Genomic DNA, 12,334 nt, shown 5'->3' with positions numbered 1-12,334 from the left:
TCATTGGCAGAAATTAGCCCCAGAAGAGGTAATTGCTATGAAAAAAAGAAAAAAATTAAAGAAAAAATATGCGCTTTTCCTATCTACTATGTTCCTTGCAGGTTGCGTCACGTTCCTATTGTGGGATTTGGCAAATTCCCAAGAAGGGGAAAGTTCCGCATCAGCCCAGACCCTAACGACAGATGTCGCATACGCGGTTGATGAAGGGACTGATGAAGTATTTGAAGCTGATGAGACCAGCATAGCGCAAGCAAATGCGCTTCTCCAGAGCAGCACGATTATATCGACAGCCGGAGAAGATTTAGCGGCAGATTTGAATGATCTGAATGCAACCTACCCTGGCCAGCTTGGCTTTGTCCTCATCAATGAGCAGACCGGCGAAGCCGTCACGACCAACGCGTCCCGCGTCTTCACCAGTGCGAGCCTGTACAAATTGTTTCTGACCTACGCTATCCTTGAACAGGTCGATGCCGGTGCATTTTCCCTGCAGGATCAGATGGCGGATGGCGCAACGATCGACGATTACCTGACCAGCACCATCACTGTTTCGGCAAATGAACCCGCAAAGGAACTTGCGCATCTGATCGGATGGGAAAATATCGAGACCTTTATCCATGAACAAGGTTTTGTTTCCACGAGTTTTAACCCTTATCTGGAATCCGACGGCGTCTATTACAATGGCGATCTGGAAACAACCCCAGCCGAAGTGGCTTTCTTATTGGAACGCCTGTTGGAGGGCGAATTGCTTTCAGAATCCTGCACAGCGTACTTTCTCCGACTATTGGGCAACCAGGAACTCGTTTATGCCCTGAACACCGGCCTCACTGATAAAGTAAGCTTTGCTCACAAAACCGGCTTGTTGGATGACGTATCTCACGATGCCGGGATCCTGTCGATGGACGGCCAGAATTATATCGTAGCCGTCTTGACGGATGGTTGGCAAAACGCGACCGATGAAGCCGCACCGGTATTCGAGGCAATCGGCTCAGATGTGATGACTTACTTATATGCACAATAAACAAAAACACATGACGAAAGCTTGGTCATTCGGAATGTTTTTTCGGACCCCAAGCTTTCGCTATACAGCAACGCTTTATCAGGGTAAACCCTTGCGTCAAAAGCTTGAAACCAGAGGAAGCAAAAGGCTTATCGTTAGCTATCTGGCCTGAGATGCGGTATGCTATAGAGGTACTATCTATTTGCTGACGTTATATTTTCTATATCCAGCTCAAATCCAAGCCAGTACAGGTATACTTCCAGGAGGAAAACATATGAAATTACAAGTAGAGAAACGCGAAAAAGTTGGCTCATCTGCAGCAAAGCGTGCAAGATTGGACAAGAAACTGACTGCAGTCATCTATGGTAAAGATGTTGAAGCAACTCCAGTATTACTTGATGCAAAAGATTTTGACGAAGTGCTCAAGCAATTAGGTAAAAATGCGATTTTTGAAGTCAGCATATCCGGCGGAAAAACGTTGCAAGTCATCCTTAAGGACATCCAACAGGCTGCCCTGAAGAATGAAATCCAAAACGTCGAATTGCAAGTAATCACAAAAGGCCAAAAATTGACGATGACTGTTCCGATTCACTTGGTCGGTAGTGAAGACGTCAAAGAAGGTGTCTTGACTCAAACATTGAACGAATTGGAAATCGAAACGGAAGCTACCAATGTCCCTACCGAATTCCAAATCGCTGTTAATGAAATGACCATCGGTGATACTTTAACAGTTGCCGATATCAAAGTGGATGCAGACATTTCAATCCTTACCGACCTAGAGGAAGCGGTTGTTGTCGTTTCTGCTCCAGTAGCCGAAGAGGTTGAAGAAGAAGAAGCTCCAGCCGAAGAAGCTGAAAAAGTCACTGAATAATCTTTAAATCAGATAAGCGTAAAAACTTGATCGGCACACTTACAGGTTTCATCAAGTTTAGGCTTACCTACAAAAAAAGTTTCGGTTTTGAACGTCAAAACCGAAACTTTTTTTGTTTGCACCAAATTAATTCCTGAACTATACTGCTTAGGAATCCTTCACAACAGTAAATGGCTCCAGCCCGTGGCTTTTTTCCAAATAGTTTTCCAGGAAGCGCTGAGCCAAACTGCCTTTTTTGATGTTTGTCTGCGCCGTTTCGATGGAAAACCATTCCGCCTGATCAACTTCATCCGTCATGCCATCAAGGTGCTCGTTCGCGACGATGCAGGAAAAATTCAGCATCAATGTGTTGTTTTTTTCAAAATATTCACTTTTATTGTAGCGCACTCCAACCGTTTGCAGCCCGAGCTCTTCGGCGATTTCACGGGCCGCTGCCTGTTCCGCATCCTCGCCTTTATTGACGTATCCCGCACAGAGAATATAATCCTCCCCGCCGTACTGTTTGATCAACAAAATTTTATTTTGTTCCTTATTCAGGATGACCATGCTGACAGCCGTGTTGAACACAGGGAATCGATACCCCTCACAACTATTGCAATAAGGAATATTCCCTTCGTTCTCCAGAAATTTCCCTTCCAGTTCTGTTCCGCATTCCATGCAATAATTCATCTATTTTGTACTCCCTTTCCGATTATGATTCCGTTCGCTTCATCCAGAGTCATACCCCAATCTCCAAAAAGGAGTCGGCGTTGATTATTCACTCCTAGAACAATATGAAATATTATAGCATGCCGGCAGTGTCTTTCTTTCCTCTAGGTCTAAAAATATTTCCTACTTCATAACCGTATCGTTTGTCTTGCGTCAGTAATCGCACTAAAATGGGATTAACAATGGAAATGAATCCTTGTGTATATTTAGACTGTTTTTGGACCCTGAATTCAACTGCCTTCTGCTTCGGGATGAATAAAGTCAAGCGAGGGGATCACAATGGAAGAAGATAAAAAAAAAAGCACCCGGGAAGAAGAATCGGAGCATCGCCAAGCAATTTTGAAGGATCTGATTCTTCGTCTCCATGCAGGCGATGACTACGAACAGATCAAGAAGGAATTCCAGGAACATTTCGCGACGGTCAGCGCTCTGGAAATTTCGATGTTGGAGCGTAGGCTGATCGAACAAGGCATCGCAGTCGAGGAGATCCAGCGGCTTTGCTCGATCCACGCCGATTTATTTGCCGATGCAGTGACCTATGGGCAAGCCCCCTCTCCGGATAGCGAGAAACCAGGGCATCCGATCCGGGTGCTGAAGGAAGAAAATGTGGCCATAGAAGCGACTCTCGATCGGATTGCGCGCCTCTTGGAAAGTTATCTGGCTGACCATGATTCAGCTCTGGAAACCGGGCTGCTCAGGCAACTGGATATCCTCTGGGGCTTCGATAAGCATTACGCGCGTAAAGAATATGCCATTTTCCCGATCATGGAGCGCTACGGCATGACCGCTCCACCGAAAGTGATGTGGGGGGTGGACGACGAGATCCGAGGACAGTACAAGAAATTTAAATGGTTGTTGGAAGAAAGACAGCTGGATTCCCTCAAAGTGACCTTCGAAACGCTTCAGCAGGAAATGAAGGAGATGTTCATCAAAGAGGAAGACATCCTTTTGCCGATGGTATCCGACTCTTTCACTGAAGACGATTGGCTGAAGATTGCGGCTGAGTCGGATGAGATTGGTTATTGTATCATCCACCCGGAATCGCAATGGCTGCCTGAACGCGCCGCTTTTGAAACAGAAGTAGCAATGGGTTCCATTCCAGAGGGCAACATCGCCTTTGGTACCGGCTTTCTGACGGTGAAGGAGCTGGAAATGATGTTGAACAGATTACCGTTGGAGCTCACCTTCATCGATGCGGATGGCATCGTGAAATATTACAATGACGGACCAGACGAGAAAATTTTCATGCGCACGAAATCCGCACTGGGAAGGCAAGTAGATAACTGCCATCCTCCAAAGAGCGTCGCGCTCATGAGGCAACTGGTTTCGGACCTGAAATCGGGAAAGAAAGACCAGGAAACTATGTGGTATGAGGAAAACGGGAAGTTCATCGTCGTGAATTATTGCGCGCTTCGCGATGAGAACGGCACTTATATGGGCGTCCTGGAATACGTGCAGCAGGCCAAATCCATCCGGGACCTGACAGGGGCAAAACGGCATCTTTCCGAATGAAGGCTGTTGCGGCCGGCTGAGCTTCCGGATGAATGTTTTCTTATTGCCGGAGAAGCCGGCCGGATTTCAGTCAAGTCCTCCGATAAGCGCGTTCCAACGGGAGGAGAGGGCCAACTTTCGTCGTGTTCTCCGATGAACGCCCTCTTCACCGTAAAAGCCGGCCTTATCCCCAGTTAAAAAGTCGGCGCCTCAATCGTTTTTGATTGAGGCACCGACTTTTTTTGCTGTTCATTTTTATTATTTGATGATTTGGGAGGTAGGGCAGTGCTTTTCTGCCGACGTGTTCACTTGCGCAACACCAAGATGGACCATCTGTGCGGTGCCGGCAATACAGTTGGCCTCAGCCTCTACCGGAGCAGGCTCATTCATCGGACAAACCGTTACGGTGCAGGCATTGCATTTCTTCCTGCCGCTCGCGATCAAACGGATTTGACGGAATAAGATGTACCCCATCAGGCTCATAAACAACAATAAAACAATCCAAGATTGAACATTCATAAGTTATTCCTCCTCTTCCTATTTGACCATCGGTTTCGCTAAGCTGCCCCACATCGGGGAAGCTTTTTTAGGCGCGGGTCTGACGACCAGGAACAGCAATATTGCCGCTGTTGCAGCAGCTATGCTGGCTCCCAACCCGAAAGGCATGCCCAACACGATTACGGATCCGAGCTGATTGATGATGAAGGCCAAGACATAAGCCAAAGTAGTTTGATACAAGACGCCGAATAGCGTCCATTTAGCGCTGCCAAATTCGGTTCGCATCGCTCCGACAGCCGCGAAACACGGCATACAGATCATATTGAACACGAGGAATGATACTGCGCTAACCGGGTTGAACAGCGTGCTGAATGCGGCAGCTACCTCCGCCTCCGAGCCGGTTGTCCCCATCAGTACACCAAATGTGCCGACAACATTTTCCTTTGCAATCAGTCCTTGGATGGTCGCCACTGTCGCTTGCCAAGAGCCGAAGCCCAATGGTGCGAAGAATACCGCAACTCCACCGCCGATCTGAGCCAAGATACTTTGGTCGCCTTCAACCGTCATCTGCATTTGCCAGTTGAAGGAAGAAAGGAACCAGATCAAGCTCGCACTCAGGAAAATGACCGTTCCCGCATTTTTGACGAAGGCCAAACAACGGGCCCATACTGCACGGAAAATGCTTTTCCACTGCGGCCAGTGATACATCGGCAATTCCATGACGAATGGCGAAGCTTCCCCGGAAAAGATGGCTGTCTTACGCAGCAGTACGCCGGAAAAGATAACCGTCGCAATTCCCAACAGGTACATCGACAAGGCCACCCAGGATGCGCCACCGAAAATGGCATTGGCAATCAGGGCGATGACCGGCAGTTTCGCACCGCATGGGATGAAGGAAGTGGTCAGAATCGTCATACGGCGATCCTGCAGGTTTTCGATTGTGCGGGAAGCCTGGATGCCCGGGACCGAGCAGCCGGAACCGATCAACAACGGAATGAAGGATTTACCCGAAAGGCCGAAGCCACGGAAAACCCTATCCATCACGAAAGCGACGCGGGCCATATAGCCGCTGTCCTCCAGTAAGGTCAAGCAGAGGAACAATGCAGCCATCTGCGGCAGGAAGCCCAGAACTGCACCGACGCCTCCGATGGCACCGTCAACCACAAGGCTGCTGACTGCAGGATGGATGTCGATGCTGTCAAAGAAACTTTGCACGATACCTGGCACGATGCTTCCGAACAAAACATCGTTGACCCAATCAGTCCCCCACGTCCCGACAGTCGTGATGGCGAAGTAGTAGACGGCGTACATGATCAGGACAAAAATCGGCAGCCCAAGCCAACGATTGGTTACGATGTGATCGATCATGACCGAGAAAGAAGCTTTGTCGCTATTTTTAACGAGCACTTGGCGTGTAATCTTCGTCACGAATTTATAACGTTCGTTGATCAGGATCGCCTCGGAGTCGTCGTCCAACTCCTTTTCATAACGGCTGATCAGGCCTTCCATGACAGTCTGGCCATCCTCGGGAATCGCAAGTTTCCCGGAAGTTTGTCCGTCCCTTTCGAAAAGCTTGATGCTGTAGTAGCAACGCAATTTTTTCGGAACCAATGGAGCAATGATGTCTTCGATTGTATCAAGGATGCTTTCCACGACGATGCTGTACGCAATTGGTTCGGCCACAGCTGTCGGTTCAGCGATGGCCTTGTACAACTCTTCCAAACCGCTTTCCTTCAGAGCCGAAATCGTTACGAACGGCAATCCGAATGCGCGCGACAATCCGGCGACGTCCAGCTGATCTCCCCGTTTTTCGACGATGTCCATCATGTTCAGGACGACCACGATTGGCAGATGCAATTCCATCAATTGGGTAGTCAGGTAAAGATTCCGTTCCAAGTTGGAGGCATCGACTATATTGATGATCAAATCCGGTGCATCCAGGGTCAAATAATCGCGCGTGACGATTTCCTCAATCGTGTAAGGGGAAAGCGAATAGATGCCCGGCAGATCGATGACCTGCGTTTCGCCGTCATGCAGCAATGTGCCGGCTTTCTGTTCAACCGTCACCCCCGGCCAGTTGCCGACGCGTTGGGTGGAACCTGTCAAATGATTGAATAAAGTCGTTTTCCCACTATTGGGATTTCCGACCAGCGCTATGGTTTTCCCCATCATTTTTCCTCCCCGAACGTAACTTCGATCATCTCGGCATCTTTTTTGCGTATCGATAATTCATATCCGCGCACCATCACTTGGATCGGATCGCCTAATGGAGCAACTTTTCTGACATAAATGCCAGTGCCCTTCGTGATCCCCATGTCCATGAGTCTTCTTCGGGTAGCGCCCTGTCCTGTTATCTTGTTCACAATTGCAGTGACACCAATTGGCAAGTCCCTTACATTCGTCAAAATCGTCCCCTCCATTCCTTCAGCAATAATAATTTCCCAACACTAATTGAGAACCATTCTCATTAAGTCATAGCTTAAGGCATAGACTCCTTCAGGTCAAGACAATTCGTGCGTTTTTACTTATTTTTTCATCAGAAATGAGTGGCTGAATACTTTAGAAACAAGCGCGGCAAAATAAAAAGGCACGGAAGAAGTCTTTTCTCCCGTGCTTGTGAAATATTGTCTCTTTTCAGCGACGATGTTCGTCATAATTGTTGCGGCTGACACTCGATACTTCCAAAAACGCCTTTATCACAACAGCAACCACTGCACCCAGAACGGCTCCAAGCGGCCCGAAAATCAGGATGCAGATGACGGTAGCGAGAAACGTGTACAGCGGTCGGATTCCGAGTTCCTTACCGGTAATGAAAGGCTCCGCGATCTGACGGACGACCACCAGAATGATGTACAGCAGTCCAATTTGCCAAGCCAGCGTCGTGTTCCCCAGCAGCAGGTGGATCACCGCCCAAGGGATCATCACCATCCCGCTCCCCAGAATCGGAATCAGATCGAAAACCGCGATGCCCAAAGCTTTCAAGAACCAAAAATCAACGCCAAAGTACAGGAACCCGATGCATAACAGGATAAAACTGATGGCAGCCAATTTGATGGCTGATATAAGGTACCCCTTCAACCCTTTTCCAGTTGCGTTGATGATTTCTTTAATATAATAGCTGATCGTATCCAATGCGCTCCCTCGCTTTCTCTTAATGTATTCAGTATACACGCCTGTGCGCCTGCCCGTCATCGGGCATTGGTCGGATTCTTTCGTCCTCTGCGCAAAGCAACTGATGGCGGATGCCATCAGGGTAGTACTATGATAAAATGATATAGGAAACAGACACTGATTACACGTCAAAACACTCGGGAAAAGCGGGACAAGCCCGCTCTGCCTCGAAAGAAATTTAGGAAATCTGACCCTGAATGAGCATCGCTGAGCGCAATGGGACAGATTTATCTAATTTCCGAGAGGCAGGCTTGGACCGCTAGACATCTTTTGGGACGCAGAGCATATTGCAAATATGTGAGATACCTGTTGTGATGCATTTCTAACATTAACAATTACTATATATTTCAGCCATAATTAAGGAGCATAAAATGGAATTCAATCATCTTCAGAAATTTTATAATAAAACCCCAGCCGAAAGGATCACTGCCTTGCAGTCGGCCGGCATCCTGAATCAAGAAGCGACTGCCAAGCTTCAGGAAGGTTTACAGTTGCCGCAGGAAATCGCCGACAATATGATCGAGAATCAATTGAGCACGTACGATTTGCCCTACGGTGTCGCCTTGAACTTTTTAATAGACGGAAAAGACTATGTCGTCCCGATGGCAATCGAGGAGCCTTCCGTCATCGCTGCGGCCAGTGCCGGCGCGAAAATCATCGCCAAGGCGGGCGGGTTCCGCACGAAGATCCAAGAACGGATCATGATCGGCCAGGTAGCCTTGAAAAATGTCCCTGACAGCAGTGTTGCTGAACAGCTGATCGGCTCGCATCAGGAAGAGATCCTGCAAGTGGCCAATGCTGCCCACCCTTCCATCGTGAAGCGTGGCGGTGGTGCCCGTCGCGTAAGCGTTAGGATTCTTCCTGCAGATGATGTTGAAGGGATACCGGCATTTCTTGTCGTCCATCTCCATGTCGAGACGTTGGAGGCGATGGGGGCCAACATCATCAATACGATGATGGAAGGCGTCATCCCTTATCTGGAGAGTTTGACCGGCGGCGAAGCTTTGATGGGAATCCTGACCAATTACGCGACCGACTGCTTGGCGACCGCCGAATGCCGGATACCGGCTGCACTTTTGACCAAAGGTGCATTTTCCGGTGAAGAAGTACGCGACCGGCTGATTGAGGCTTATCAGTTCGCCTACGTTGATCCTTATCGCGCCGTTACCAACAACAAAGGCATCATGAACGGCATCGATGCCATCGTGTTGGCATCCGGAAACGATTGGCGCGCCATTTCCGCTGGGGCGCATGCCTATGCCTCACGCAGCGGACAGTACCGTTCGCTGACAACCTGGAAAAAAGCAGAAAACGGGGATCTGCTCGGAAGTCTGACTTTGCCACTGCCGATTGGAGCTGTGGGCGGGTCCATCAATTTCCATCCTGCCGCCAAAATGACGAAAGAAATCCTCGGCTACCGTTCCGCATCCGAACTGGAGTCCATCATCGCCTCAGTCGGGTTGGCGCAAAATTTCTCCGCCATCAAAGCGCTGGTGACGGAAGGCATCCAAAAGGGACATATGGGCCTGCATTCGCGTTCACTGGCGATCAGCGCCGGAGCTGTCGGGAACGAAATCGAACAGCTATCGGAGTTGCTTAAGTGCGAAAAAAATATGAATCTGGCGACTGCGCAGGAACTTTTGGCGCAAATCCGCGTTGCGGACGCACTCGATTGAGGCGTAACGCCGCTATTGGTGGAGATTCGCAGAGCGAGCTCCCTTACCGGATTCCAGTTTTTCCTCCGGCGAGGCAAGCCTCACCGGAGGAAAGGTGTCGGATTTAATTCCTTCTCCGGTCGCGGCGGCTTCGCTGGAGTACAGGCCCCAAATTTATTTCTCCTCCGGCCAAGGCCGGCTTGGCCGGAGGAGTTGGCCCCCCGAACCATCCAAAATCAAAAAAAAATCAAAAACAGCACGCCATCACCAGTAATCTGGCTGACGGCGTGCTGTCTTCGTTCACTTCATTCATGCGATCATCTGGTTTTATTAAGATAGATGCGCTTGTTGTCTTCCATTCCTTCGATGCAGATGGTCGCAGGATCTGCAGCCACATCCAATTCGATGTTTGAACCATCGACAGGTAGCACGTGCGAAAAGATTTCTTCATATTCTTTGACGGTCACTTCTTTGCGGCCGGCGAACAATTTCCCGTGCTCAGCAACGGCCAAAACCTCTTTGAATCCGTCCTGTAGTGTGGCTGCGAAGAACTCGCCGACCGCTCCCGATCCGTAACTGAAGAGACCGATTTTGTCGCCGGCTTTTAGGTCGTCGGAAAGTTCCAACAAGGACAGCAGGCTCAGATACAGGGAACCCGTATAGATATTGCCGACGATTTTATTGTAGACCGTGCTGGTTTGGTAATGCGTCGACAGACGTTCGCGGTCCGCTTCGGAACCTTCGTCCAGCACTTCGCGCAGAGCTTTCATCCCCATCTTCGTGTAAGGCAGATGGAAACAGATCGCTTCGAAATCAGCCAACGTGGCGCCGTATTTCGCTTTGAATTCTTCCCAAGTGTTCAAGAAGAATGAGATGTACTGCTCATTTGAATATTTACCGTCGACAAAAGCCATTTCCGAGTAGATGGGTCTCCAAAAATCCATCACATCAGCGGTCAGATAGCTGCTCTCATTCTCCAGTACCAGGATGCGCGGTTCCGCACTGATGATCATAGCCACTGCACCGGCACCTTGGGTCACTTCACCGGTCGTGCCAATTCCATAGCGGGAAATGTCCGAACCGAGCACCAATACTCGGCTTTCCGGATTCAATGCGACATGGCCTTTAGCCAATTGAATGCCGGCAGTCGCTCCGTAACACGCCTGTTTCAATTCGATGCAACGGGCATGTTCCTGGATCCCAAGCAGGTCGTGTACATAGACAGCTCCTGATTTCGAATTATCGATGCCGGATTCTGTTCCAAAAATGACCAGATCGATTTTCTCCAGATCCTCTGCATCGATGATGCGTAAAGCGGCATTCGCGGCTAACGTAACAGCGTCCTGCGTTATGGGCGCGACAGCCATTTTTTCTTGCCCGATGCCGATCGTATACTTGGCCGGCTCCACTCCCCGAGCCTCCGCCAATTTTTCCATATCCACAAAGAAGTGCGGCGCATAAAAGCCAATCTTATCTATCCCAATCTTCACGACAACTACCCCTTACTTTTCATATATAACTTATTTGATGCCTCTCATCCCAAATGATAGACCAGACCGCTCAAAAAAACAACCTCAGGCCCCCAAATTAATGATATCTTACAAAACCCTTATCGAAAAATTGTATATAATTTGAAATTCTTTACCAATTCTTATATCATTATGAGCGCTTAGTCACGTAAAATAGGAAGTATCAAAGGTCGATGAAAATAATTCTACCCAAAAGAACACAAAAAAGGAGACATTTAATGGAAGAAGTCGTAATTGTCAGTGCTGCCAGAACCCCAATCGGTTCATTCGGAGGCAGCCTCAAAAATTGTACCGCAGTTGATCTGGGTAAAACGGCCACTGAAGCTGCATTGAATCGTGCCGGCCTTTCCCCTGAAGAAGTCGATTCCGTCATTTTCGGAAACGTCCTGCAGGCAGGCATCGGCCAGAATACGGCGCGGCAGATTGCAGTTGCTGCCGGAATCCCTTATGAAAAAACAGCCATGACGATCAATGAAGTCTGCGGCTCCGGATTGAAAGCGATCATCTTGGCGAGCCAAGCCATCCGTCTTGGCGATGCGGGAACTTTATTAGTCGGTGGTACTGAAAGCATGTCGCAGGCTCCCTATCTCTTGCCGAACCAACGCTGGGGCAGCAAAATCGGCGACATCAACGCCATCGATAGCCTTGTGCACGACGGCCTGATGGATGCGTTCGATCAGCAACATATGGGCATCACGGCCGAAACGGTGGCGGAAAGATTCCAAGTGAGCCGCGAAGAGCAGGATACTTTCGCGCTGCGTTCGCAACAGAAGGCTGCTGCCGCCCAAGAAGCTGGCTACTTCAAAGAAGAAATCGCGCCTGTCATCCTCACTGACCGCAAGAATCAGCGGACGGTCGTGGCCGAGGACGAATATATCCGCAAAGATGTCACGATGGAGAGCTTGGGCAAATTGAGGCCGGCTTTCCAAATGAACGGCACGGTGACTGCCGGGAACGCATCCGGAATCAATGACGGAGCGGCCGCTTTGGTGCTGATGCCGAAATCGGAAGCCGAAGCGAAAGGCATCCCTTATCTGGCAACAATCAAAGGCTATGCCGAAACCGGTATTGACCCTGCCATCATGGGCTATGCGCCTTACTACGCCATCAAACAAGTACTGGAGAAGACCGGGCTGCGTGCGGAGGACATCGACCTCTTCGAATTGAATGAAGCGTTCGCCTCCCAGAGCATCGCCGTAGTCAGGGATTTGGGCTTGCCCGAGGAAAAAGTCAACATCAGCGGCGGCGCCATTGCCTTGGGCCATCCCATCGGCGCATCCGGATCCCGGATTTTGGTAACCTTGCTGCATGCACTGGAACGGACTGATACGAAGATCGGTCTCGCCTCCCTTTGCATCGGTGGCGGAATGGGCATTGCCATGATCGTTGAGCGCCCTTGAACCTGTTTTTGACC

11 protein-coding genes are annotated in these 12,334 nt (G+C 49.4%); 5 read left to right on the top strand and 6 right to left on the bottom strand.

All coding sequences use genetic code 11. From position 1 onward, the window contains the following. Positions 1 to 37: 37 nt before the first annotated feature. The gene (locus AC0J5I_RS08610) at positions 38 to 1,018 is read left to right on the top strand and encodes a serine hydrolase (protein WP_475299436.1); all 981 of its coding nucleotides are present in this window, start codon (positions 38 to 40) and stop codon (positions 1,016 to 1,018) included. Between the two features lie 253 nt (positions 1,019 to 1,271). After that, positions 1,272 to 1,868 (top strand): 50S ribosomal protein L25, encoded by a 597-nt coding sequence (locus tag AC0J5I_RS08605; RefSeq protein ID WP_107995012.1) that lies wholly within the window; start codon positions 1,272 to 1,274, stop codon positions 1,866 to 1,868. A gap of 147 nt (positions 1,869 to 2,015) precedes the next feature. On the opposite strand, the gene AC0J5I_RS08600 is transcribed toward AC0J5I_RS08605, so the two are convergent. Beyond that, entirely contained in the window at positions 2,016 to 2,537 is a 522-nt protein-coding gene (locus AC0J5I_RS08600; protein ID WP_475299435.1) for an NAD(+) diphosphatase, read from the bottom strand. A 318-nt stretch (positions 2,538 to 2,855) separates the two neighbouring features. On the opposite strand from AC0J5I_RS08600, the gene AC0J5I_RS08595 reads away from it, so the two are divergent. Further along, complete coding sequence (locus AC0J5I_RS08595; RefSeq protein WP_475299434.1) at positions 2,856 to 4,088, top strand: DUF438 domain-containing protein; 1,233 nt, start codon at positions 2,856 to 2,858, stop codon at positions 4,086 to 4,088. 237 nt (positions 4,089 to 4,325) lie between these two features. Here the strand turns inward: AC0J5I_RS08595 and AC0J5I_RS08590 are convergent, their stop codons facing one another. From AC0J5I_RS08590 to AC0J5I_RS08575, 4 genes are all read right to left on the bottom strand, one after another. Then, complete coding sequence (locus AC0J5I_RS08590) at positions 4,326 to 4,586, bottom strand: hypothetical protein (RefSeq protein ID WP_475299433.1); 261 nt, start codon at positions 4,584 to 4,586, stop codon at positions 4,326 to 4,328. Positions 4,587 to 4,604: 18 nt separating this feature from the next. Further along, complete coding sequence (gene feoB / locus AC0J5I_RS08585) at positions 4,605 to 6,734, bottom strand: ferrous iron transport protein B (protein ID WP_475299431.1); 2,130 nt, start codon at positions 6,732 to 6,734, stop codon at positions 4,605 to 4,607. Continuing rightward, entirely contained in the window at positions 6,734 to 6,970 is a 237-nt protein-coding gene (locus AC0J5I_RS08580; protein ID WP_199902962.1) for a FeoA family protein, read from the bottom strand. The genes feoB and AC0J5I_RS08580 overlap by 1 nt, the downstream gene beginning before the upstream one ends. Before the next feature lie 229 nt (positions 6,971 to 7,199). Then, positions 7,200 to 7,697 carry an AI-2E family transporter gene (locus tag AC0J5I_RS08575; protein ID WP_475299430.1) on the bottom strand — a complete coding sequence of 166 codons (498 nt, stop codon included), beginning with the start codon at positions 7,695 to 7,697 and terminating at the stop codon, positions 7,200 to 7,202. A gap of 410 nt (positions 7,698 to 8,107) precedes the next feature. Here AC0J5I_RS08575 and AC0J5I_RS08570 point away from each other — a divergent pair, with 410 nt between their 5' ends. Next, positions 8,108 to 9,412 carry a hydroxymethylglutaryl-CoA reductase, degradative gene (locus tag AC0J5I_RS08570; protein WP_475299429.1) on the top strand — a complete coding sequence of 435 codons (1,305 nt, stop codon included), beginning with the start codon at positions 8,108 to 8,110 and terminating at the stop codon, positions 9,410 to 9,412. A gap of 296 nt (positions 9,413 to 9,708) precedes the next feature. On the opposite strand, the gene AC0J5I_RS08565 is transcribed toward AC0J5I_RS08570, so the two are convergent. After that, the gene (locus AC0J5I_RS08565) at positions 9,709 to 10,881 is read right to left on the bottom strand and encodes a hydroxymethylglutaryl-CoA synthase (RefSeq protein WP_475299428.1); all 1,173 of its coding nucleotides are present in this window, start codon (positions 10,879 to 10,881) and stop codon (positions 9,709 to 9,711) included. Positions 10,882 to 11,138: 257 nt separating this feature from the next. Here AC0J5I_RS08565 and AC0J5I_RS08560 point away from each other — a divergent pair, with 257 nt between their 5' ends. Then, positions 11,139 to 12,320: an acetyl-CoA C-acetyltransferase gene (locus tag AC0J5I_RS08560; protein ID WP_475299427.1), complete on the top strand. Its 1,182-nt coding sequence runs from the start codon at positions 11,139 to 11,141 to the stop codon at positions 12,318 to 12,320. Positions 12,321 to 12,334: the final 14 nt, after the last annotated feature.

It is taken from the genome of Trichococcus sp. TS_SC_9 (assembly GCF_056156325.1).
This window is presented reverse-complemented; position numbering and strand designations above follow the sequence as displayed.

What these genes read in the sequence shown, in the direction of transcription:
- AC0J5I_RS08560 (WP_475299427.1), top strand. Translation starts at nt 11,139, where the DNA reads ATGGAAGAAGTCGTAATTGTCAGTGCTGCCAGAACCCCAATCGGTTCA.
- AC0J5I_RS08595 (WP_475299434.1), top strand. Translation starts at nt 2,856, where the DNA reads ATGGAAGAAGATAAAAAAAAAAGCACCCGGGAAGAAGAATCGGAGCAT.
- AC0J5I_RS08605 (WP_107995012.1), top strand. Translation starts at nt 1,272, where the DNA reads ATGAAATTACAAGTAGAGAAACGCGAAAAAGTTGGCTCATCTGCAGCA.
- AC0J5I_RS08610 (WP_475299436.1), top strand. Translation starts at nt 38, where the DNA reads ATGAAAAAAAGAAAAAAATTAAAGAAAAAATATGCGCTTTTCCTATCT.
- AC0J5I_RS08590 (WP_475299433.1), bottom strand. Translation starts at nt 4,586, where the DNA reads ATGAATGTTCAATCTTGGATTGTTTTATTGTTGTTTATGAGCCTGATG.
- feoB (WP_475299431.1), bottom strand. Translation starts at nt 6,734, where the DNA reads ATGGGGAAAACCATAGCGCTGGTCGGAAATCCCAATAGTGGGAAAACG.
- AC0J5I_RS08600 (WP_475299435.1), bottom strand. Translation starts at nt 2,537, where the DNA reads ATGAATTATTGCATGGAATGCGGAACAGAACTGGAAGGGAAATTTCTG.
- AC0J5I_RS08570 (WP_475299429.1), top strand. Translation starts at nt 8,108, where the DNA reads ATGGAATTCAATCATCTTCAGAAATTTTATAATAAAACCCCAGCCGAA.